Here is a 22,280-nt window from a genome sequence, read left to right on the forward strand (position 1 = left end):
GCAAAAAAAAGGAAGGCATATGCCTTCCTTTTTTATTGTTGTCGGGTGGCGGCTTCGCCTTACCCGACCTACAAGACCTGCGCGGGCTTGTGAGTTTCTTGCGGTTGTTCTTCCGCCAGCACCGGCGCGGTGCTGTGGATCTCGTTCACGCGTTTACGCACACCAAACCAGCCAATAATGAGCAGGATAGCCAGCAGCGGGATCGTGGCGATGGTGTAGGTGCCGTTCGGATAGTCAAACGCCATCAGCACCAGCACGCTGAACAGGAACAGCAGAGTCAGCCACGAGGTCACCGGAGCGCCCGGCATTTTGAAGCTCACGTCCGCCGCTTTGCCTTCTTTGATTGCTTTACGCAGGCGCATCTGGCACACCACGATAAACGCCCAGGAGGCGATAATGCCGATGGCCGCTACGTTCAGGACGATCTCAAACACCTGAGACGGCACCAGATAGTTCAGGAACACGCCAAAGACGTACACCACCAGCGTGGCGAGAATGCCCGCGTACGGCACCTGCTGTTTGCTCATTTTTGACATGAACTTCGGCGCGGAACCGCCCATCGACATGGAGCGCAGGATACGGCCCGTCGAGTACAGACCCGAGTTCAGGCTGGAGAGCGCTGCGGTCAGTACCACGATGTTCATGATGCTGCCCACGTAAGGCACGCCCAGCTTCGAGAAGAAGGTGACGAACGGGCTCTGACCCGCCTGATAGGCGTTCCACGGCAGGAGCAGAACCAGCAGCACCACGGAGCCGACGTAGAACAGACCGATACGCCAGATCACGCTGTTGATCGCTTTTGGCACCATGGTCTGCGGATCTTTACATTCGCCCGCCGCCGTTCCGACCAGCTCGATCGAGGCGAAGGCAAACACGACGCCCTGAACCAGCACCAGGGCAGGCAACAGGCCGTGCGGGAAGAAACCGCCGTTATCGGTAATCAAATGGAAGCCGGTCGCGCCGCCGTCGAGCGGTTTACCGCTGCCGAGGAACACGGTACCCACCACCAGGAAGATCACAATCGCCAGCACTTTGACCAGCGCAAACCAGAACTCCATCTCGGCGAACCACTTCACGCCAATCATGTTCATGGTGCCGACAATCGCCAGCGCGCCAAGGGCAAACATCCACTGCGGGACATCGCCGAACGCGCCCCAGTAGTGCATATACAGCGCAACGGCGGTGATATCGACAATCCCGGTCATCGCCCAGTTAACGAAGTACATCCAGCCCGCCACGTAGGCGGCTTTTTCGCCGAGAAACTCACGGGCATATGAGACAAAGCTGCCGCTGGAAGGGCGGTGCAAGACCAGCTCGCCGAGGGCACGCAAAATAAAGAAGGAGAAAATCCCGCACACCAGATAGACCAGTGCCAGAGCCGGGCCAGCCATTTGCAGACGTGCGCCTGCACCTAAAAACAGCCCCGTACCGATGGCGCCACCGATGGCGATCATCTGTACCTGACGGTTACCCATCGCCTTGTGATAGCCCTCTTCGTGAGAGTTCAACCAGCGACGTTTCGCAGCGTGATGATCGGCTGCGTTTTTATTGCTTGTTTTCATTGAGATACCTGTTTACCTGTCTGAATCATCTTAGGGATGCCCGTACATGGCCGTCAGCAGACCAATCGATTGCTTCTGCGCAGCCAGATGCCGCCTTTCCAGTCATTCTGCGTATGGATAAGGCAAAACATGGCGAAGCATCCTACCCGCAATCCATAAGCGACGCAAAATATAACCGGCCTGAAAGTGATACGGATCGAATGAATGCGTGTGGTCAGAGCAGACGGGGGTGACAACGTGCTGAATGGTGAACAGTTTCCAGGCAAAACATCCGATTCACTGCTGCTTTAATCATCAGTTGTGCTTAATAGTTGCTCAATGGTATTGATGAGCTGAATTCATAAGCACAAGCTTTTCTGCGCTGTAGTCCTCATGAGCTGTTCCCTCTACAGTAACAGCGTTCATTACGAAAACGCATGAGGTCAACAGATGCAACAGCGACAACTCGGACAAAATGGTTTAACAGTTTCGGCCCTGGGGCTGGGATGTATGGGCTTAAGTTTCGGCTACGGTCCGGCGACGGACAAGACGCAGGCGATTAACCTTATCCGCGCGGCGGTGGATCGCGGCGTGACCTTTTTCGATACCGCCGAAATCTACGGCCCGTACACCAACGAAGAGGTGGTGGGCGAAGCGCTGGCCCCGCTGCGCGACAAAGTGGTGATTGCGACCAAATTCGGTTTTGACTGCGATCAGCCGGGCCAGGTACTCAACAGCCGCCCTGAACATATTCGTGCGGCGATTGAAGGCTCGCTGAAACGCCTGAAAACGGATGTCATTGACCTCTATTATCAGCACCGCGTCGATCCGGATGTTCCGGTGGAAGACGTCGCCGGGACCATTGCCGATCTGATTGCCGAGGGTAAAGTGAAGCACTTTGGTCTGTCGGAAGCGGGCGTCGAGACCATCCGTCGTGCCCATGCGGTGTGCCCGGTGACAGCGCTGCAAAGCGAATATTCCCTGTGGTGGCGCGAGCCGGAGCAGGCGATCTTACCTCTGCTTGAGGAGCTGAACATCGGTTTTGTGCCCTTCAGCCCGCTGGGGAAAGGCTTCCTGACCGGGGCGATCAACGCCCAGACCACCTTTGACAGCAGCGATTTCCGCAACGTCGTACCGCGCTTTAGCGAAGCCTCGCGGCAGGCCAATCAACAGCTGGTCGACGTGGTGCAACGGCTGGCCGCCGAGCAGGGCGTGACGGCGGCGCAAATCGCGCTGGGGTGGCTGCTCGCGAAAGCGCCGTGGATTGTGCCAATCCCGGGCACCACCAAACTGCATCGTCTGGAGGAGAATCTGGGCAGCGTCAACGTGACATTGTCACCGGAAGCGCTGGCGCGCATTAATCAGGCGCTGGCCAGCATTGACGTAGTGGGAGAGCGTTACCCGCAGCATCTGCAGGCGCGCGTCGGGAAGTAATTTATCTCTGGCGCAGGGCGTCAACAAGCAGGGAAAACGCGGTGGTGTGCTGACGACGGCTCGGATAATAAAGGTGGTAGCCGTCGAAATAAGGGCTCCAGTCCTGCAATACCGGAATTAACCGTCCGTCAGCGATCGCGTCCTGCACCGTATCTTCCGGGACATACGCCAGCCCCAGACCTGCCACGGCGGCATCGATGCGCTGCGGCAGGTTGTTTAACGTCAGCTGACCGTCCACCCGGACCCGCAGTTCCCGCCCGTCCTTTTCAAACTCCCAGGCATACAGCCCGCCGAGCGTCGGCAGGCGCATATTGATGCAGCGGTGATTCGCCAGCTGTTCGGGCGAGTCCGGCACGCCGAAATGTGAGAAATAGTCCGCCGATCCCACTACCACCATGCGCATATCCGGCGCGATACGCACCGCAATCATATCTTTGGCGATCTGCTCGCCCAGCCGCACGCCCGCATCGAAACGCCCATCGACGATATCCGTCAGGCCGTTGTCCACGGTGACTTCAATGTGAATGTCGGGGTATTGCGCCATAAAGGGTTTCAGCACCGGCCACAGCACCGCCGCCATGGCGTGCTCCCCGGCGGTGATACGAATATTCCCTGCGGGTTTGTCGCGCATATCGCGCAGGGCGGTCAGCTCCTGTTCGATCTCCAGCAGATGAGGGCTTAAGCGCATAAATAGCTGCTCGCCCGCCTCGGTCGGAGCCACGCTGCGGGTAGTTCGGGTGAGCAACCGCATATCCAGACGCGCTTCGAGATTGCGCATCGCGTGGCTTAACGCCGACTGCGACACCCCCAGCTGCGCGGCGGCACGGGTAAAGCTGCGCTCGCGGGCCACCACCATAAACGACAGCAGATCGTTAAAATTGTCTTTCAGCACGGAATAACCCCAGATATATGAATTACATTCATGGTTCCTTTCTGATTATGCAGTCTAATGCTGCCTCCGGGATTGCGCTACTGTTAACGCATCAGCAAAACAGGAGGCAGCATGAAAATTATCCGAAGTGGTTCGTTACCTTCAGTGCGTGGCCCGGAGGCGTGGTTTAGCGGAACGGTGCGTATTGACGCGCCGTTTCAGGCAACAGAACCGGCGTCCGTGGGCGGTGCTACGGTGACCTTTGAACCCGGCGCGCGCACCGCATGGCACACCCATCCGCTGGGGCAGACTCTGATTGTGACGCAGGGACGCGGCTGGCTGCAGGAGTGGGGCCAGGAGGCGCAAGCGCTGAATCAGGGCGATATCGCGTGGATACCGCCCGGCGTGAAACACTGGCACGGAGCCAGTTCACAGACCGCGATGACGCACATTGCTATCGCCGAATCCGTGAACGGTAGCCCGGTGGAGTGGCTGGAAAAGGTGAGTGACGAGGAGTATCAGGGGCGTTAACCGCCAAACACAGCAATCGCCTGCTGTAGCCGCGTGGTGCGCTCCGTCAGGTGATTCGCGGCCCCGGTGACGTTATCGACCATCCCCGTATTGTTGTGGGTCATCACGCCGATGCGGGAGATGGACTCGTTGATCAGCGTCAGGGCCAGGGTCTGTTCCTGAGTCGCATGGCCGATCTCTTTGATCAGCGACGTCACCTGTAGCACGTTGCCAATCATCGCCGTGAGATGGGTTTCGGTCTGCTCGACCATCGCCACACCGGCGTTGACGCTGGCGACGTTCTTCTCGATCAAGGTTTTGATCTCTTTCGCCGCCGACGCCGAATGCTGGGCCAGATTGCGCACTTCTGCGGCCACGACCGCAAACCCGCGGCCCGCTTCGCCCGCACGCGCCGCTTCCACGGCGGCGTTGAGCGCCAGAATATTGGTCTGGAAGGCGATGCGGTCGATCACGCCGATGATATCCACGATCTGGCTGTTATCTTTCGACACCGACTGCATCATGCCGATGGTCTGCTTCATCGCCGTTTCACCGCTGTGGGCGCTACTGCTGGTACGATCCGCCATGTGGATCGCTTCTCCGGCGGTTTGCGCCGTTTGCTGTACGGCGCTGGCGATCTCCTCCACGGCGGCAGCGGTTTGCTGCAGATCGTCGGCGGTCTCTTCGGAGCGCGCCTGTAACGCCGCACCCTCTTTCGCCACCTGCTGGCTGATGGTGCTGATCCCGGCAATTTGTGTTCCGACATCATCCACCAGAGAATTTAAATTCAGCCCCGACTGATTCACCAGGCGCATCATCATGCCCACTTCATCGACGCGATCGAAATGGAAATAAGCGGGTTTCCTTCCGGAAACGACGTGCTGCATCTGATGGACAATCTTTTTCAGTGGGCGACAAATCTGGGCATTAAGATAAAACCCAAGCCCAATAAAGAGGGCAAGCAGCGCGCTGATTTGCAGAGCGCCTTGCGGTAATAAAAATGTAATAACAAAGACCAGCAGGGCGGTGGTCACTATTCCGTAATTGACTCTTTTTGCGGTGCTGATTTTTTTAAACAGCGAAAGAAAAGAAAATAAACCCCGACGGACCAGTAATCCTTTATAAAAACGATGACGGGTGACCTGGTTATTTCTGACCCGCTGATAGAGATTTTCACTGGCTTCTATCTCGTCGCGCGGCGGAATATTCCGCACGGAAATATAGCCGGTCAGGGTGTCGTTTTGATACACCGGGGTGACGTTAGCGCGAACCCAGTAGTGATCGCCGTTACCCCGACGGTTCTTGACAAGCCCAGTCCAGCTCTGGCCCTGCTGTAAAGTGAACCACATATCGGCAAAAGCTTCGGGTGGCATATCCGGGTGACGAATGACGTTGTGCGGCTCGCCAATAAGATGTTCTTCTTTATAGCCACTGGCTTCAATAAACGCCGAGTTGGCATAGGTAATATGGCTTTGCGTGTTGGTGGTCGACATCAGCGTCGACCCTTCGTTAAGTAAAAACTCGCTTTGTGTAACAGGAGTGTTATTTCTCATGAAAAACTCCATGGTGATGTCAAAAAAAACAGAGAAGCCGCCCGAAAAATATTCAGGCAAGACAAAAGTTATTGTTGTGTTTATTACGGCCTGCGCATTCTTCCACAAAACAGGGTGAACAAGAAAGCACCTGAATTAAATATTTTTTATCTATTAAACTTTGCTTATGTAATGAAATTGAAAACAATTAGAGTCTTTATTTTTAATGGCGAATTTAATTTTTCCCTTAAGTTAAATATTAAGTGAAATAGGAATGCGAAAACTGAAACTCATGCCGTTATTGCCGGGTGGCGCTTCGCTTACCCGGCCTACGAAACCTGTAGGCCAGCGCAAACGAAGTGCCGCCGGGCGACGTTCCATTTCTGATTTCCGGCAAACCAAATGTAAATTAATTGTTTCTCAGAGGTGAAATCCCCCTTTAATAATGACGACATGTTAAGTCAAACGAGAACACAACATGTCCTGGCGAATCAGCATTCTGGATAAAAGCCCCGTCGCGGTGAACGAAACGGCAGCCGATGCGCTGGCGCGCACCTTAAGTCTGGCAAAACAGGCCGAAGCGCTGGGTTTTCATCGCTTCTGGATTGCCGAGCACCACAATACCGCTCAGCTGGCCAGCCCGTCTCCTGAGCTGCTTATTGCCTGGATTCTGGGACAGACAAAGCACATCCGCGTCGGCTCCGGCGGCGTGATGCTCCAGCATTACAGCCCCTATAAAGTGGCGGAAAACTTCAACGTGCTGGCCTCGATTGCCCCAGGCCGCGTCGATCTCGGCGTCGGTAAAGCGCCCGGCGGTTTGCCGCTCTCCACCCGCGCCCTGCAGGTGGGTTTGCATCAGGATGAGAAGGGCGATTTTGCCGATCAGCTGACGCAGCTGAATCACTGGCTCATCCCGTCGGCGGATGAGCAGGACGACAGCGTCAAAGCGACACCGCTCCCGTCTGCGCCAGCGGAGAAATTCCTGCTCGGTGCCAGCGTGGAAAGCGCGCTGCTCGCCGCGAAACTCGGCTGGAACTTTGTCTTTGCCGCGCACCTCAACGGGGATGTGAATCTTCTGCGCGAGGTGCTGGAAACCTGGCGCGCCCACAGTGCGCTGAGTGTGACCGTGGCGGTGCAGGCGATCGTCGCACCGACCCAGGCGCAAGCCGATGCGCTGGCGGAAAAAGTGGAAGTGTGGGGCGTGGAGCTGGCGAACGGCCAGCGGGTGACCGTCGCCAGTGAAGAGCAGGCCTACGCCTTTGCGCGTCAGGCGGGAAGCGAACCGCTGCGTATCGCCCGTCGCGCCCAGTCGCTGATCAAAGGCACGGCGGAATCGGTACTCGACGAGCTGGAAACCCTGCATCAGACCTGGGGCATCGACGAATTTATTATCGATACGCCCGTGGCGGACGGCCTCGCCCGCACGCAATCCCTGCGCCTGCTGGCGCAAGCGAAATTCGCCGGGGAGGTGCTGGCATGAGCCTCGGACAACAGCTGATTGACTGGCGACGTGAACTGCATCGCCATCCTGAACTGTCAGGACAGGAAGTCGAAACCACGGCCCGTCTGCGCCAGTGGCTGTCGGACGCCGGGATCACCGTTTTGCCATACGATCTTCACACCGGCATTGTGGCTGAGATCGGCAAAGGGCAGAAACAAATTGCCCTGCGCGCGGACATTGATGCGCTGCCAATCGAAGAGCGCAGCGGCGTGGAATTCAGCTCGCAAAACCCGGGGGTGATGCACGCCTGCGGCCACGATATTCATACCAGCGTCATTCTCGGTGCAGCGTTGCAGCTCAAGGCTCGCGAAGCTTCGCTGCCCGGTCGCGTGCGTATTCTGTTCCAGCCCGCTGAAGAGAATTTCGGCGGTGCGAAAAGCCTGGTCCGCGCCGGTGCGTTGCAGGATGTGAGCGCTATTTTTGGGATGCACAACGAGCCGGGCCTTCCCGTCGGCGCGTTTGCCACCCGCGGCGGGCCGTTTTATGCCAACGTCGACAGGTTTGTGATCCGCGTGACGGGCAAGGGTGCCCACGCCGCCCGTCCGCATGAAGGGTCAGACGCGATCCTCCTCGCCAGCCAGCTGGTTACCGCACTGCAAAGCGTCGCCAGCCGCAACGTCAACACGCTGGATTCCGTGGTGCTGAGCGTAACGCGCATCGAGGGCGGCAATACCTGGAATGTCCTGCCGGAAAGCGTCGAGCTGGAAGGGACGCTGCGCACCCATCGCATCGAAGTGCAGCAGAATGTCAAAGCCCGCGTCGGCGAGATCGCCGCCGGGTTTGCCAGCGCCTTCAACGCTCAGATTGATATTACCTGGTACGCCGGACCGACGGCGCTGGTGAATGACGAGCGCTGGGCCGATTTTGCCACTTCGGTCGCGCGTGAAACCGGCTATGAAACCCAGCACGCGGAGCTGCATATGGGCGGCGAAGATTTTGCCGTCTATCTCCAGCATATTCCTGGCGCGTTCGTCAGTATCGGGAGTAACAGTCCTTTTGGTCTGCATCATCCGGGCTTTAATCCGGACGAGGCATTGATCGAGCCCGCCGCGCACTATTTCTCGCAGCTTGCAGAAAAAGCACTCCATCAAATTTAACCACTAAGAGGTGAATATGTCTGCAACACGACAATTGCGTCTGGGGACGATATTGCATGGCGCATCCGGAAATATGTCCGCCTGGCGTCATCCGGCGGCTATCGCTGATGCGAGTATTAATTTTGATTTCGTCAAAGAGACGGCGTTAAAAGCAGAAGAGGGCAAGCTCGACTTTTTATTCGTCGCTGACGGCCTTTATATTAACGAGAAATCGATCCCGCATTTTCTTAATCGCTTTGAGCCGGTGACCGTCTTATCGGCGCTGGCGAGTCTGACCTCCCGACTTGGCCTGGTCGGCACGCTGTCGACCTCTTACAGCGAACCCTTCACCGTTGCGCGCCAGTTTGCCAGTCTCGATCATCTGAGCAACGGCCGTGCCGGCTGGAACGTGGTGACCTCGCCGCTGGAAGGTTCGGCGAAGAACTTCTCTCGCGAGAAACACCCGGAACACGCCCTGCGCTATCGCATCGCCGACGAATATCTCGACGTAGTGAAAGGGCTGTGGGATTCCTGGGAAGAGGACGCTTTTGTGCGTAACAAACAGAGCGGACAATTCTTTAATCCAGAGAAATTACACACGCTGGATCATCACGGTGATTTCTTCCAGGTCGCCGGGCCGCTGAATATTGGCCGTACCCCGCAGGGGCGTCCTATTGTATTTCAGGCGGGCGCATCGGATGACGGTAAAAAACTGGCGGCGAAACATGCCGATGCCATTTTTACCCATCACGACACATTAGAAGAAGCTCAAGCCTTTTATCGTGACGTGAAATCACAGCTGGAATTACATGGTCGCCGTGCCGATGAACTGCATATTTTCCAGGGCGTCAGCGTAATTGTCGGAAAAGATGCGGCGGACGTGGAAGAGCAGTATCAAACCACCGCTGCGCTGGTGTCGATTAACGATGCGCTGAACTATCTCGGGCGCTATTTCGAGCATCATGATTTTAGCCAGTATCCGCTCGATGAACCCTTCCCGGATATCGGCGATCTCGGGCAGAACAGTTTCCGCAGCACCACCGATGAGATCAAACGCAACGCCCGCGAACGGAACCTGACTCTGCGCCAGGTGGCGCTGGAAGCGGCTTCTCCGCGCCCGCGCTTTTCCGGTACGCCGGAAGAGGTGGCCGATGGCCTGCAACAGTGGTTTGACGCCCATGCCGCCGACGGTTTCATCATTCAGGGCGGCACGCCGGATACCTTCCCGCGCTTTGTCGACAGCGTCGTTCCGGTATTACAGGCGCGCGGCCTGTTCCGCACGGAATACCCCGGCACCACGCTTCGCGAAAGTCTGGGCTTAGACCTGCCAAAAAACCAGTTCACACAACAATAAGAGAAAATACGCTATGCAGAAATCATCGCTCGTTCTGGCGCTCGCGCTGGCCTTTACCCCTGCCGTCTGGGCAGAGAATGTGAACATTAACGGTACCGGTGTGAGCATCGAGGCCAATAAAACCCCGGTGAATACCACTAAAAACGGCGATGCCGTGGCGCAGTTGCCGAAGGATTATCGCTTTGCGGTGCCGGGGAAATTCACCGTCGCCGTGGCAGGGCTGAACCAGCCGCCGCTGACCGTATTTTCAGATGACAACAAAACCCTGCTCGGCAGCGAAGTGGACGTCGCGCGTCTGGTGGCGGATAGCCTCGGGCTGGAGCTGAACGTGGTTCCGACCTCCTGGGAAGACTGGCCGCTCGGCGTGGCTTCCGGAAAATATGACGCGGCGATCAGCAACATTACCGTGACCAAAGAGCGCAAAGAGAAGTTTGATTTTGCCACCTACCGCAAGGATTCCCTCGGCTTCTACGTCAAATCGACCAGCCCGATCACGTCCCTTGAGAAGGCGGAAGACATCGCCGGGCTGAAGATTATCGTCGGGTCGGGCACCAATCAGGAGGCGATCCTGCTGGCGTGGAACGCCGAAAACCTCAAGAAAGGCCTCAAGCCGTTCACGCCTGTTTATACCAAAGATGACGCGGCTCAGACCCTGGCGCTCCAGTCCGGGCGCGCCGATGCCTACTTTGGGCCAAACGTGATTGGCGCGTGGAAAGCGGCGCTGACGGGCAAAACCAAATTGGTGGGCAGCGTGGACGGCGGCTGGCCGAAAGCGGCGCACATCGCCGTAACGCTGAAAAAGGGCTCCGGGCTGGTTGAACCGGTACAGACCGCGCTTAATGGGGTTATCAAAAACGGGGATTACGACAAAGTGCTGAACCGCTGGGGCGAAGGCGTCGAGCGTATCCCAAGTTCAGAAGTGAACCCGGCCGGACTCGGCGACTAAGGAGGCCACATGAGCGATCTTTTTCGCGACGTATCGCCGGAAGACGCCGATCTTCAGCCCATCATTGATGGGCTGTTCGGAGAGTACGCGGCGCGTTATGGCGATTACTTTTCCAAAGACGCCGAAATCGAACTGACCGAGTGGTATCTCGCACCGCAGGGGCTGTTTATCGTCCTGGAGCGCGACGGCAAGATCATCGCCACCGGCGCCTACAAACCCTTTGACGAGCAAACGGCGGAAATCAAACGCATCTGGACCAATAAAACCCTGCGCCAGCAGGGGCTGGCCGCGCGCGTGGTGCAGGAGCTGGAGCGCCGGGCGGTGCTGGCGGGGTACAGCGGCATTTACCTCACCACCGGTTTTCGTCAGCCGGAGGCGGTGAAGCTCTATCTGAGCCAGGGCTATGCGCCGCAGTTCGATCTCGACCGCGACCCGGAAGAGTACAGCCAGCCGCCGTTTGACGGGCGTCTGCGCTTCACCAAAACGCTGGTACGCGAAGCGTTCAGTAAATCCGCATGAGGAACGACGATGAACAACAACGTTGAAACCATCAAAGTGGTCCCGGCGCGCTACCCGTGGCGCACCGTCGGGGCGATTGCCGCGCTGTTTGTGCTGGCCGTCGTCGTTCAGTCGGTGGCCTTTAATCCGCGCTGGGAGTGGGGCGTGTTCGCGCGCTGGTTCTTTGATCCGGTGATTCTGGAAGGGGTCGGGCAGACTCTGCTCCTGACCCTGATCGGCACGGCCCTGAGCGTGGTTTTGGGCGGGATGTTAGCCCTGGCGCGGCTGTCCTCGTCGTGGCTGTTGAGCAGCCTGGCGTTTGGCTACATCTGGCTGTTCCGCTCGCTGCCGCTGATCGTGGTGTTGATCATCCTCTATAACTTTTCATATCTGTACGACACGCTCTCACTCGGCGTGCCGTTCACCAGCATCACCTGGGGCAAATTTGAGACCATCAACGTGCTGGGGCAATTTTCCACCGCGGTGGTCGGCCTGACCCTGGTCCAGAGCGCTTACACCGCCGAGATCATCCGCGGCGGCTTTTTGGGCGTCGATCACGGGCAGTACGAAGCGGCCGCTGCGCTGGGTTTACCGGCCTGGCGTCGCACGCTGCGCATTATCCTGCCCCAGGCGCTGCGCACCATTTTACCGTCCGGGTTTAATGAGATTATCAGCCTCGCGAAAGGCACTGCGATGGTGTACGTCCTCGCGATGCCGGAGCTGTTCTACACCATTCAGATGATCTACAACCGCACCCAGGAAGTGATCCCGTTATTAATGGTCGGTGCAGCCTGGTATCTGGTCATTACCACCGTCTTATCCGCGATTCAGCATGTAGTGGAACGCGGCCTGGCTCGCAGCGAACGCCGCTCGGCGGTGAATCAGTCTCGCGCCAGCGCACGCACCCGTTCCGTTACCCCTGTACAGGAGCCAATCCATGCCAGCCTCTCCTGAAGGACATATTTCGATCACCGGTGTCAGTAAGTTCTTTGGCCGCCACAAGGCGCTGGATAACGTGTCGCTGGAAATCCCGCCCGGTTCGGTGACGGTGATCCTTGGGCCCTCCGGTTCCGGTAAATCGACACTGCTGCGAACCATTAACCATCTGGAGCGCGTCGACGAAGGATTTATTCAGATCGACGGGGATTACATCGGCTATCGCCGCCAGGGCGACAAGCTGTATGAGCTGAAAGAGAAAGAGATTCTCAAACAGCGCGTTAACGTCGGGTACGTGTTCCAGAATTTCAACCTGTTCCCGCATCTCACGGTGCTGGAGAACCTGATCGAGGCGCCGATTGCGCATAAACAATTAAGCCGCAAAGAGGCGGTCGAGCGGGCTTACGGCCTACTGGATGTGGTGGGTCTGCGCGAAAAAGCCGACGCCTGGTCGCGCCATTTGTCCGGCGGGCAGCAGCAGCGCATCGCCATCGCCCGCGCGCTGGCCCTGCGACCGCGCGTCATGCTGTTTGATGAACCGACGTCGGCGCTCGACCCGGAGCTGGTGGGCGAGGTGCTGGACGTGATCAAAAAGCTCGCCCGGTCCGGCACTACGCTGGTGGTGGTGACGCACGAGATCGGCTTTGCCCGTGAAGTGGCGGATCAGGTGGTGTTTATGGTCGACGGCAAAATCGTCGAGCAGGGTAGTAGCGACGAGGTGTTAAACCGTCCATCCCATGCGCGAACGCGCCAGTTTCTGTCGAAAGTGCTGTAAGGAGAGGGTATGAAATACGGATTTCTGGCGCTGCTGGGCGTCGTATCAGTAAGCCAGGCGAGCATCGATTTAAAAGCGAACGAGCAGCCGCTGCCTGTTGCAGTCGATCAGGCGGCGATCGCCAGGATCCCTCAGGGGTATAAGTTTGTCGAGCCGGGCACATTGACGGTGGCGATTTCTGCCCTGAACTCTCCGCCGCTGGCACTGCTCGCCAGCGATAACCGCACCCGCATCGGCAGTGACCCGGATATCGCCCGTCTGCTGGCGGGGAGTCTCGGGTTAAAACTCAAACTGGTGCCGACGGCGTGGGAGGACTGGCCTCTCGGGATCAGCTCCGGGCGCTACGACGTGGCGCTGGTGAATATCGCCGTGACCGAGCAGCGCAAAGAGAAGTTTGATTTCGCCACCTATCGGGTCGATTCCCTGGCCTTTTCGGTGAAATCCACCAGCGACGTGCAGTCGATCAAAAACGCCGAAGATCTGGCGGGCAAAAAAGTGATCGTCGGCTCCGGGACCAATCAGGAACGTATCCTGCTTGGCTGGAACGAGGAGAACAAGCAGGCCGGGCGCGAGCCTGCGCTGCCGGTTTATCTGACGGATGACGCCTCAGGGAATTTGTATATCCAGTCCGGTCGCGCGGATGTGTTCTTCGGCCCGCAGTCGGTTTCGGCTTATAAAGCGGCGCTGACGGGGAAAACCCGCGTGGTGGGCCTGGGGCCGAAAAAGGCTTACGTCGCCACGACGACGAAAAAGGGCAACGAACTGGTGTATGCCCTTCAGGCGGCGCTCGACGGGGCGATTCAGCGCGGGGAGTATCAGCAGGTGCTGGCGCGCTGGGGCGAGCAGGGCGAGGGGGTGGCGCAGTCCGAGGTCAATCCGCCGGGCATCACCTACTGATGTTCTACACTTAGAATTTGTTCTGAGTGGGGGCAGTATGATTAACCTGTACGGCGTACCCGGCTGGGGATCGGCCATCAGCGAACTGATGCTCACCCTGGCCGATATTCCCTATCGGTACATCAATGTTGAGGGGTTTGACTCGCCCGGCCCGCAGCGTGTGCTGCTGGAGAAGCTTAATCCTCTGTGTCAGGTTCCGACGCTGGAGCTGGAAAACGGCGCGGTGATGAGCGAAACGGCGGCCATCGGGCTGATGATTCTCGATCGTTGCCCGGATCTCGCGCCACCGGTGGGCCATCCGGACCGGGCGCAGTTCCAGCGCCTGCTGATCTGGCTGGTCGCCAATGTCTATCCTACCTTCACTTACGCCGACTACCCGGAACGCTGGACGCCCGACGCACCGGAACAGCTGCGGGAAAACTGCATGGCGTATCGCAAATCACTCTATCTGTGGCTGGATAACCACCTCAAAGCCGCGCCCTGGGCGTTCGGCGAGCAGCTTACGCTGATTGACGTCTATATCGCGGTGATGCGCACCTGGGGCCCGCGTCATGAATGGTTTGCCGCCAACACGCCGCATATTACCGCCATCGCCGATTCCGTCTGTCAGCTGCCAGAACTGCACAAGGTGTTAAAGGCCAACGACATTATCTGATATGTTGAAAAGCTCACAACAACAGGAGCCTGCAGATGCCACACGTCGATATCAAATGTTTTCCCCGCGATCTGAACGAAGAACAAAAAACCGCCCTGGCGGCGGACATCGCCGAAGTGATTATTCGTCATTTCAACAGCAAAGACGCTTCCGTTTCCGTTGCCCTGAACCAGGTGCAACAGGAAGACTGGAAAGCGCAGGTCTGGGATACGGAGATCGGCCCGAAACTGGATGAGCTGATTAAGAAGCCTGGGTATTCGATGTAAGATTTTTGCCGGGTGGCGCTGACGCTTACCCGGCCTACAAAATCATCGGACCCGTAGGCCGGATAAGGCGCAGCCGCCATCCGGCAAGGTTTTCAGATCTACGCGGCTCGATAATAGCCTGAAACACATTTGTCACTTTTTATTGCCTCGTCAGAGGGTTATGCTGATCTGATTCACATTTTCGAGGTCACAACATGACGTTACTGCAGACATTTCAGGCACCCATGGTTAACCGTATAAAAATTGGCAATATGCTGGTGACTATGCTCAGCGATGGGTATCTGGATGCTTCATTTGAACTTCTGTCGGGAATCGATGGTTCCAGAGCCGAAGCACTCCTTCAACAGCGTGGGGTCTCTAAATTGCCGCGCATGAATATCAACGTGTACGTTATTCAGACCGGTAGTCAAACGATCCTCGTGGACAGCGGCGCAGGGAATTTTAAAGGCTGGGGCGGACGTTTGCCGGTCGCGCTGGCGGCGGCAGGGATTGACCCTCTGCAAATAGACACCATCCTGCTCACCCACGCGCACCCCGACCATATTGGTGGGATAGCCGGCCCGTTAAATACGCCACTCTTTCGCCATGTTGAAAGAGTGTATATCCACGAGAAAGAGCTGGCCTTCTGGCGTAATCAAACGGTCCAGGCGAGTGCCCCTGGCGCGTTTAATCCTTCCTTCGCGCTTGCCCAGAATGCGCTTGCTGCTTACGAGCAGAAACTGGTGCCGTTCTCTCAGGAGGATATTGTGACGGGGATTCAGGCAGTTCCGTTACCCGGACACACCCCAGGCCATACCGGGTATCTGGTCGGTAGCGGTCAGGAGTCATTATTAATCTGGGGCGATATTGTACATTTCCCCCATATCCAGGTTGAGCATCCAGAAGTGACCATTGCGTTTGATACCGATCCCGTCACCGCCGCAGCCACCCGTAAACGCCTGCTGGAAAGGATTGTCTCCGATAATATAAGCGTAACGGGCATGCATTTTAATTCACCGGTTACAGGTAGCGTGAAAAGAGATGATGCACATTTCACGCTGCACTATGACGGGTGGTCTCCAGAAGTTTAAAGTGGCAATTAAGCCGGGTGGCGCTGACGCTTACCCGGCCTACAAATTCATCAGACCCGTAGGCCGGGTAAGGCGCAGCCGCCACCCGGCATAAAAACGGCTACATCACCCGCAACAACGTATCTAACAGCCCCGGAAAACGGGCGTCCAGGTCTTCTCTTCGCAACGAAATCATATTCTCGCGTCCCTGCGGGCGCTGCCAGATCACGCCGCTGTCACGCAGGACGCGCCAGTGGTGGGTCATCGTCGATTTGGCAATGTCTTCCGGGCGCAGGGCGTTGCAGCTCAGTTCGCTGCCGTCGGCGAGCAGGCGGAGGATTTCCAGTCGCAGCGGGTTGCCGAGGGCTAACAGCACATTTTCCAGCGTGATTTGTTCAGGTTCGGGGTGGTTGGCGATCATAGACTTCCTGGGTTAGCGGGAAGGTGAGCTATCTTAATGATAGGCCCATCCTTAAAAAAATAGTTCGTATATACTCGTACAATAGGACTATTATAGCAGACGAACACACAGACGACCATTCCGGTCGTTCTACTCAAGTCAAACTGACTAAGGATTTATCATGCCCCGACCCGTCCCCCTCGAACGTTATCGCAACATCGGTATCTCCGCGCATATCGATGCCGGTAAAACGACCACCACCGAGCGCATTCTGTTTTACACCGGAATGAGCCACAAACTGGGTGAAGTCCACGATGGCGCGGCAACAACTGACTGGATGGCGCAGGAGCAAGAGCGCGGAATCACCATTACGTCCGCCGCCGTGAGCGCTTTCTGGCCTGGCATGGATCGTAATTTTGAACCGCACCGGATCAACATTATCGACACCCCAGGGCACGTGGATTTCACCATTGAAGTGGAACGATCCATGCGCGTTCTCGACGGCGCGGTGATGGTTTATGACTCCGTCGGCGGCGTGCAGCCGCAGTCGGAAACCGTCTGGCGGCAGGCGAATAAATATCACGTCCCACGCCTGGCGTTCGTCAACAAAATGGACCGCCCGGGAGCCGATTTCTTCCGCGTGGTACAGATGATGATTGACCGCCTGAAGGCCAATCCGGTGCCGATTGTCATTCCTGTCGGCGCAGAAGAGCACTTCACCGGCGTGGTCGATCTCATTAAAATGCGCGCCATTTTGTGGGACGATGCGACGCAGGGCATGACCTTTAGCTACGGTCCTGTGCCGGACGATCTGCTGAGCACCGCGAAGATCTGGCGGGAAAAAATGGTCTCCGCCGCGGCGGAAGCCACTGACGCGCTGATGGATAAATACCTGGAAACGGGCGATCTGGACGAAGCCGAAATCATCGACGGGCTGCGCCAGCGCACCATCAAAGGCGAGATCCAGCCGATGCTGTGCGGCAGTGCCTTTAAAAACAAAGGCGTGCAGCGCATGCTCGACGCGGTTGTCGAACTGATGCCGTCGCCCCTCGACGTTCCGGCCATTGATGGCGTGGATGAAAAAGGGCAACACGCCGAGCGCCATCCGAGCGATGACGAACCCTTCTCGGCGCTGGCGTTCAAGCTGATGACCGACCCGTACGTTGGCCAGCTGACCTTTATCCGCGTCTATTCCGGCGTGCTGAGAAAAGGCGATGCGGTCTACAACCCGGTGAAAGACAAGAAAGAGCGTATCGGGCGTATCGTGCAGATGCATGCCAACGACCGTCATGAAGTCGATGAACTGCGCGCGGGGGATATCGCCGCCTGCGTCGGGCTGAAAGATGTCACGACGGGCGACACTCTGAGCGATCCGGATCACCTGATCACGCTTGAGCGTATGGAGTTCCCGGACCCTGTCATTTCCCTGGCAATCGAGCCGAAAACCAAGGCCGATCAGGAGAAAATGGGGATCGCGCTGCAGCGTCTGGCGGCAGAAGATCCGTCGTTCCGCCTGCACACGGACGAAGAGTCAGGCCAGACGATCATCTCCGGGATGGGGGAGTTGCATCTGGAAATCATCGTCGACCGCATGAAACGCGAGTTTGGCGTCGAAGCGAACATTGGCCGCCCGCAGGTGACCTATCGCGAGACGCTACGCAAAGCGGTGAAAGAGATCGAAGGCAAATTTGTGCGCCAGTCCGGCGGGAAAGGGCAGTACGGGCATGTGGTTCTGAGCCTCGAACCCCTCGAGCCGGGCAGCGGCTTTAAATTTGAAGATGCCACCAAAGGCGGCGTGGTGCCGCGCGAGTACATTCCATCGGTGGAAAAAGGCCTGCGCGAAGCCATGAACAGCGGCGTGCTGGCGGGTTATCCGGTGGTGGACGTGAAAGCGACCCTGACGTTTGGTTCGTATCACGACGTTGACTCCTCGGAAATGGCCTTCCGCATGGCGGCGATCTTCGGCTTTAAAGACGGCGCGCGCAAAGCGGATCCGGCGATTCTGGAACCGGTGATGCACGTCGAGGTGGAAACGCCGGAAGAGTACGCCGGGAACATTATGGGCGATCTCTCTTCTCGCCGCGGAATGGTGCAGGGCATGGAAGAGCGGTTCGGCAGCCAGATTATTCGCGCTGACGTCCCGCTGGCTGAGATGTTTGGTTATGCGACCACATTGCGATCCATGTCGCAGGGCCGTGCAACCTACAGCATGGAGTTCCACCATTACGCCGAAGCGCCGCGCAACGTGGCGGACGACATTATTGCCAGCCGCGCGAAAGGGTAGTTGTTATCTCAGCGCCGGAGTTTACTCCGGCGCTTTCACCATCTTCCCGCTGGTGACAAAAGTTCCCGCCCCCAGGTGGTGCAAGGTATTCCGGCTGTCACTGTTGAACTGCCAGCGTCCGGCGACGAACGCCAGTTCATCCGCGGCCGCGGCCACCACTTCGCCGAACAGCGTATCGTATTTCTCGGCGGCAGAGGTCGCAGGCAACAGGCGGCACTCCATCCACGCCAGACACTTCTCTTCAATCACCGGCAGGCCCAGCACCGGGCCATTAATCGCCGGGATCCCATAGGCGTTGAACTTGTCTTCGTCGCGACCGCTAATGCTGCCGACGGCGTAGGTCCAGTTCGCCGCAGCGACACCCGGGATCACAATCCCGAACATCCCGCTGCGTTCAATCAGCTCGCGGGACCACGCGCTTTTGTCGACCACGATCGCAATCCGCGGTGGTTCAAATTCGACGGGCATTGACCAGGCGGCAGCCATCACGTTGCGTCGGTTTATGGTCTGGTCGCGGCTGGTGATCAACACCGTAGGACCGTGATTCAGAAGGCGGCTCGCATGTTTTAATTCGACGGGGCGGAAGTGGCTCACAGGAACTCCTCAGACAGGGGCGATAGGGCATTAAACGACTGAACCGAGGGTGAAAGCAAGCGGCATCCGGCGTGCGCGGCTGAGAACAGAATTATCGCGGATCTACGACTAGCATATTTCCGGGTTATGCCATACTGATCAATGAGAAACACAGTTTCAGGACGCCCGGATATGCTGCCAGATACACTGTCCCGCCTGAAGTATCGCCATCCTTTGCATCTCCAGATTGCGACGCTTTTTACCCTGCTGATTGTCATTATTGGCTCGGTCATCGTTATGTTTAGCTACAGCCAGCTGACTCGCCTGACGGAAAACAGCACCAACCAGCAATATCAGAAAACCGGTGAGGCCGTTGCGACCGAACTGGATGCCGTGACGCGCGGGATGATGATGTCCGTCAATCTGCTTGCCGGTACGACGATCGCCGACGCCACCTCGCCCGAACAGCGCATGCTGTCCGTCGGGAAGTTGATCGAAATATTGCGCCAAAACGACTACGCCAGCTCGGTTTACGTGGCCTGGCCTGACGGGGATTTTTTTATGCTGCGGCGCATAACAGAAGCCAATCGCCGCTTTTTCCAGGTGCCCGATAATGTGCAGTGGCTGGTGCAGAGCAACAGGCTGGTCGCCGGGAAATCTGAAAAGCGCTTGATGTCCCTCAACGAGCAGCTGCAGGTCATCGGCACGACAACGGCCGCTAACGATCCGTTCGATCCTCGCACACGTCCGTGGTTTATTCAGGCGTCTAAAACCTCAGATCTTATCACCTCTCCTAACTACCGATTCCATAGCACCGGCGAGACCGGGTTTACCTACAGCAGGCGGGTGGATAACCAGCAGGCGGTGCTCGGCCTGGATGTCTCCCTGGCTTCTCTGTCTCAGTTTCTGAAACAGCAGGGATTACCCGCAGGCAGTCAGGCCGCCATTGTTAACGCGTCCAATGAAATGATCGCCAGCCAGCCGCCGCTTAACGGCGGTGAAAAGGGGTTCAACCAACTGGAACGCTCGCCGGTGTTAAATACGCTGTCCGGCTTGCCCGCTGAAAACGCCGGTAAAAGTCGGCAGTTTAACGTCGACGGCCAGGACTGGTACGGTTCAGTGGTGAATATTGATAACAGCGGAAATCACTATCGGCTGATTATCGCCACGCCGTCGGCGCTTCTGACGGCAGACGCGAACGCGATCCGCAACAACGCCACCCTGATCGCCTTTGTTCTGCTGCTGCTCAGCCTGCCGGTGGTCTGGTACTTCTCCCGGCGAATCTCCAGGCCGCTTATCCGGCTGTGCAAAGATGCCGAAGCCATCAGTACGCTGACCTTCAATGAAGGTGACGCTGAGCATTCAATCATTGAAGAAGTGGATGATTTGCACCGGGCGATGGCAAAAATGAAGCGCACCCTGAATCAATTTATCTCGATGGGCAGCATCCTGTCGGCCAGAGACAATTTCCCGCAGCAGATGCAGGGGCTGCTGAATGAAACCACGGAAATCGCCGCCATGAACGGCGGGATTATTTATCTGGCGGATAAAACGCAGCATATCTTCACGCCAGTCGCCGTTAATCGCGAAAGCCAGACGTTGACCCAGCCAGAGATGGAGGCGATGCAGTTCGATGAGCGGGATACGCCTGCGTTTGCGCAAATCCGTGAAGGCCAGTCTGTCTGCGGCGTTTTTGATCTGCAATCGAATCCCACTGCCGTGCCCGCACCGTTGCGCGCCTTTTTGCAGTCTTATCATCGGGTCTCGTACATTGCCGTCCCCATGCAGACCCACGACGGCCACCTGCTGGGATTCCTGCTGCTGCTCAACTTCCACGAGATGAACGCAGAACGTCAGGCGAAAAAAATGCAGCTGGTCAACGCCCTGATCGGCAGTATGTCTGTGGCTATTGAAACCCAGTACCTGCTGCAGGAGCAAAAGCATCTCCTGAATGCCTTTATCGAGCTGATCGCCGGTGCCATCGACGCCAAAAGCGCCTATACGGGGGGACATTGTCAGCGCGTGCCTGAAATTACCAAAATGCTCGCCCGCGCTGCCGTGGAGGCGAAAGAGGGACCGTTCGCCAGTTTCACGCTCTCTGAAAATGAGTGGGAGGAGTTACACACCGCCTGCTGGCTGCATGACTGCGGGAAAATCACCACCCCGGAATTTGTGGTGGATAAAGCCACCAAACTGGAGCTGATTTACGATCGCATTCATGAAATTCGCATGCGCTTTGAGGTGCTAAAACGCGAAAAAGAGATCGCCTCGCTGCGAAGCCGCATTCCGGGCGCCTTGCTGGCAGAGCCGGATCGACAGCTGGAAGAGGCGCTTAGGAAACTGGATGAGGATTTTTACTTTATTGCACAGTGCAATATTGGCGGCGAGTTCCTGCCTGACAGCGCTCTGGCGCGCATTCAGGAGATTGCCGATTATCGGTGGACGCGAACCCTCGACGACACCGCGGGCGTTTCCAGCGCCGAGCTGGCGCGCAAAACCCGCCAGCCCGTGCAACCGCTGCCCGTGCAAGAGCCCATCCTTGCCGATAAAGAAGAGCACGTTGTTTACCGTGATACCAAAAGTCATCTGCCAGAAAGCTACCATTTCCGGCTGCGGGAGCCCGAGTATCTCTACAACTACGGTGAGATTTACAACCTGTCGATCCGCAGAGGCACGCTCACGGACGAGGAGCGTTACAAAATCAACGAGCACATCATGCAGACCATCATCATGCTCAAAAAACTGCCTTTCCCAAGGACGATGGCCAATGTGCCGGTGATCGCGGGCGGTCATCACGAGCGCATGGATGGGAAAGGGTACCCCTACCAGCTGCGCGAAGAGCAGATGAGTATTCCGGTCAGGATGATGGCGATTGCCGATGTGTTCGAAGCGCTGACCGCGGCCGACCGCCCATATAAACCGGGGAAACGACTTTCCGAGGCGCTGAATATTATGGTGATGATGGTCAACGAGAATCATCTCAACCGGGATCTGTTTATTCTCTTCCTGCAATCCGGAGTCTGGAAAACCTACTCGACGGCCTTTTTGCAGGGGGCGAATGTGGATGAAGTCGATGTCGGGAAATTGCTGGATAAGGTGGAGCTCAGGCTGGCAGTGTGACGGGGATAAAGGTGAAAAGCACTTTTGCGCCAGTGGATGCGCAAAAATAGTTTATAAACAGG

Annotated in this window: 18 protein-coding genes and 1 pseudogene; 14 read left to right on the top strand and 5 right to left on the bottom strand. The window is 57.3% G+C overall.

The features are described 5' to 3' along the window. Positions 1–68 precede the first annotated feature (68 nt). Complete coding sequence (gene ansP, locus AC3WS9_RS10540) at positions 69–1,562, bottom strand: L-asparagine permease (protein WP_492488189.1); 1,494 nt, start codon at positions 1,560–1,562, stop codon at positions 69–71. A gap of 429 nt (positions 1,563–1,991) precedes the next feature. Here ansP and AC3WS9_RS10545 point away from each other — a divergent pair, with 429 nt between their 5' ends. Next, positions 1,992–2,975: an aldo/keto reductase gene (locus AC3WS9_RS10545; RefSeq protein WP_492488191.1), complete on the top strand. Its 984-nt coding sequence runs from the start codon at positions 1,992–1,994 to the stop codon at positions 2,973–2,975. Position 2,976: 1 nt separating this feature from the next. On the opposite strand, the gene AC3WS9_RS10550 is transcribed toward AC3WS9_RS10545, so the two are convergent. After that, on the bottom strand, positions 2,977–3,867 hold the full coding sequence (locus tag AC3WS9_RS10550) for a LysR family transcriptional regulator (RefSeq protein WP_492488193.1): 891 nt from the start codon (positions 3,865–3,867) through the stop codon (positions 2,977–2,979). 111 nt (positions 3,868–3,978) lie between these two features. Between AC3WS9_RS10550 and AC3WS9_RS10555 the strand changes: the two genes are divergently transcribed. Beyond that, entirely contained in the window at positions 3,979–4,377 is a 399-nt protein-coding gene (locus AC3WS9_RS10555; RefSeq protein ID WP_324722554.1) for a (R)-mandelonitrile lyase, read from the top strand. Here the strand turns inward: AC3WS9_RS10555 and AC3WS9_RS10560 are convergent. After that, positions 4,374–5,909, bottom strand: a complete 1,536-nt coding sequence (locus tag AC3WS9_RS10560; protein WP_285144389.1) for a methyl-accepting chemotaxis protein — start codon at positions 5,907–5,909, stop codon at positions 4,374–4,376. The genes AC3WS9_RS10555 and AC3WS9_RS10560 overlap by 4 nt on opposite strands. A gap of 457 nt (positions 5,910–6,366) precedes the next feature. On the opposite strand from AC3WS9_RS10560, the gene AC3WS9_RS10565 reads away from it, so the two are divergent. The 10 genes and pseudogenes from AC3WS9_RS10565 (at position 6,367) to AC3WS9_RS10610 (ending at position 15,862) form a co-directional block, all read left to right on the top strand. After that, positions 6,367–7,368: an LLM class flavin-dependent oxidoreductase gene (locus tag AC3WS9_RS10565; RefSeq protein WP_492488196.1), complete on the top strand. Its 1,002-nt coding sequence runs from the start codon at positions 6,367–6,369 to the stop codon at positions 7,366–7,368. Beyond that, the gene (locus AC3WS9_RS10570; RefSeq protein WP_492488198.1) at positions 7,365–8,486 is read left to right on the top strand and encodes a M20 peptidase aminoacylase family protein; all 1,122 of its coding nucleotides are present in this window, start codon (positions 7,365–7,367) and stop codon (positions 8,484–8,486) included. Before AC3WS9_RS10565 ends, AC3WS9_RS10570 begins: the two co-directional genes overlap by 4 nt. A gap of 16 nt (positions 8,487–8,502) precedes the next feature. Continuing rightward, a pseudogene (locus AC3WS9_RS10575) lies at positions 8,503–10,765 on the top strand (NtaA/DmoA family FMN-dependent monooxygenase). Positions 10,766–10,774: 9 nt separating this feature from the next. Then, the gene (locus tag AC3WS9_RS10580; protein ID WP_492488200.1) at positions 10,775–11,284 is read left to right on the top strand and encodes a GNAT family N-acetyltransferase; all 510 of its coding nucleotides are present in this window, start codon (positions 10,775–10,777) and stop codon (positions 11,282–11,284) included. A gap of 9 nt (positions 11,285–11,293) precedes the next feature. Further along, entirely contained in the window at positions 11,294–12,217 is a 924-nt protein-coding gene (locus tag AC3WS9_RS10585; RefSeq protein WP_492488202.1) for an amino acid ABC transporter permease, read from the top strand. Continuing rightward, complete coding sequence (locus AC3WS9_RS10590) at positions 12,201–12,974, top strand: amino acid ABC transporter ATP-binding protein (RefSeq protein ID WP_095282096.1); 774 nt, start codon at positions 12,201–12,203, stop codon at positions 12,972–12,974. Before AC3WS9_RS10585 ends, AC3WS9_RS10590 begins: the two co-directional genes overlap by 17 nt. A gap of 9 nt (positions 12,975–12,983) precedes the next feature. Continuing rightward, a complete protein-coding gene (locus AC3WS9_RS10595) occupies positions 12,984–13,871 on the top strand; it encodes a transporter substrate-binding domain-containing protein (RefSeq protein WP_492488204.1) in 888 nt (295 codons plus the stop codon). Positions 13,872–13,908: 37 nt separating this feature from the next. Then, positions 13,909–14,526, top strand: a complete 618-nt coding sequence (locus tag AC3WS9_RS10600; protein WP_492488206.1) for a glutathione S-transferase family protein — start codon at positions 13,909–13,911, stop codon at positions 14,524–14,526. A gap of 35 nt (positions 14,527–14,561) precedes the next feature. Next, complete coding sequence (gene pptA / locus AC3WS9_RS10605) at positions 14,562–14,792, top strand: tautomerase PptA (RefSeq protein WP_095282093.1); 231 nt, start codon at positions 14,562–14,564, stop codon at positions 14,790–14,792. 194 nt (positions 14,793–14,986) lie between these two features. Further along, the gene (locus AC3WS9_RS10610) at positions 14,987–15,862 is read left to right on the top strand and encodes an MBL fold metallo-hydrolase (RefSeq protein ID WP_492488208.1); all 876 of its coding nucleotides are present in this window, start codon (positions 14,987–14,989) and stop codon (positions 15,860–15,862) included. 100 nt (positions 15,863–15,962) lie between these two features. Here the strand turns inward: AC3WS9_RS10610 and AC3WS9_RS10615 are convergent, their stop codons facing one another. Further along, entirely contained in the window at positions 15,963–16,262 is a 300-nt protein-coding gene (locus AC3WS9_RS10615) for an ArsR/SmtB family transcription factor (protein WP_282495157.1), read from the bottom strand. 160 nt (positions 16,263–16,422) lie between these two features. Between AC3WS9_RS10615 and fusA the strand changes: the two genes are divergently transcribed. Continuing rightward, positions 16,423–18,525, top strand: coding sequence for an elongation factor G (gene fusA, locus AC3WS9_RS10620; protein WP_492488211.1), 2,103 nt, complete (start codon positions 16,423–16,425; stop codon positions 18,523–18,525). Positions 18,526–18,546: 21 nt separating this feature from the next. Here fusA and AC3WS9_RS10625 read toward each other — a convergent pair whose 3' ends face one another. Next, a complete protein-coding gene (locus AC3WS9_RS10625) occupies positions 18,547–19,119 on the bottom strand; it encodes a flavin reductase family protein (protein WP_492488213.1) in 573 nt (190 codons plus the stop codon). Between the two features lie 174 nt (positions 19,120–19,293). Here AC3WS9_RS10625 and AC3WS9_RS10630 point away from each other — a divergent pair, with 174 nt between their 5' ends. Beyond that, complete coding sequence (locus tag AC3WS9_RS10630; protein WP_492490321.1) at positions 19,294–22,218, top strand: HD domain-containing phosphohydrolase; 2,925 nt, start codon at positions 19,294–19,296, stop codon at positions 22,216–22,218. Positions 22,219–22,280 lie beyond the last annotated feature (62 nt).

This window comes from Lelliottia sp. EB106-05-01-XG201, assembly GCF_058791735.1.

What these genes read in the sequence shown, in the direction of transcription:
- ansP (WP_492488189.1), bottom strand. Translation starts at nt 1,562, where the DNA reads ATGAAAACAAGCAATAAAAACGCAGCCGATCATCACGCTGCGAAACGT.
- AC3WS9_RS10545 (WP_492488191.1), top strand. Translation starts at nt 1,992, where the DNA reads ATGCAACAGCGACAACTCGGACAAAATGGTTTAACAGTTTCGGCCCTG.
- AC3WS9_RS10555 (WP_324722554.1), top strand. Translation starts at nt 3,979, where the DNA reads ATGAAAATTATCCGAAGTGGTTCGTTACCTTCAGTGCGTGGCCCGGAG.
- AC3WS9_RS10560 (WP_285144389.1), bottom strand. Translation starts at nt 5,909, where the DNA reads ATGAGAAATAACACTCCTGTTACACAAAGCGAGTTTTTACTTAACGAA.
- AC3WS9_RS10565 (WP_492488196.1), top strand. Translation starts at nt 6,367, where the DNA reads ATGTCCTGGCGAATCAGCATTCTGGATAAAAGCCCCGTCGCGGTGAAC.
- AC3WS9_RS10570 (WP_492488198.1), top strand. Translation starts at nt 7,365, where the DNA reads ATGAGCCTCGGACAACAGCTGATTGACTGGCGACGTGAACTGCATCGC.
- AC3WS9_RS10580 (WP_492488200.1), top strand. Translation starts at nt 10,775, where the DNA reads ATGAGCGATCTTTTTCGCGACGTATCGCCGGAAGACGCCGATCTTCAG.
- AC3WS9_RS10585 (WP_492488202.1), top strand. Translation starts at nt 11,294, where the DNA reads ATGAACAACAACGTTGAAACCATCAAAGTGGTCCCGGCGCGCTACCCG.
- AC3WS9_RS10590 (WP_095282096.1), top strand. Translation starts at nt 12,201, where the DNA reads ATGCCAGCCTCTCCTGAAGGACATATTTCGATCACCGGTGTCAGTAAG.
- AC3WS9_RS10595 (WP_492488204.1), top strand. Translation starts at nt 12,984, where the DNA reads ATGAAATACGGATTTCTGGCGCTGCTGGGCGTCGTATCAGTAAGCCAG.
- AC3WS9_RS10600 (WP_492488206.1), top strand. Translation starts at nt 13,909, where the DNA reads ATGATTAACCTGTACGGCGTACCCGGCTGGGGATCGGCCATCAGCGAA.
- pptA (WP_095282093.1), top strand. Translation starts at nt 14,562, where the DNA reads ATGCCACACGTCGATATCAAATGTTTTCCCCGCGATCTGAACGAAGAA.
- AC3WS9_RS10610 (WP_492488208.1), top strand. Translation starts at nt 14,987, where the DNA reads ATGACGTTACTGCAGACATTTCAGGCACCCATGGTTAACCGTATAAAA.
- AC3WS9_RS10615 (WP_282495157.1), bottom strand. Translation starts at nt 16,262, where the DNA reads ATGATCGCCAACCACCCCGAACCTGAACAAATCACGCTGGAAAATGTG.
- fusA (WP_492488211.1), top strand. Translation starts at nt 16,423, where the DNA reads ATGCCCCGACCCGTCCCCCTCGAACGTTATCGCAACATCGGTATCTCC.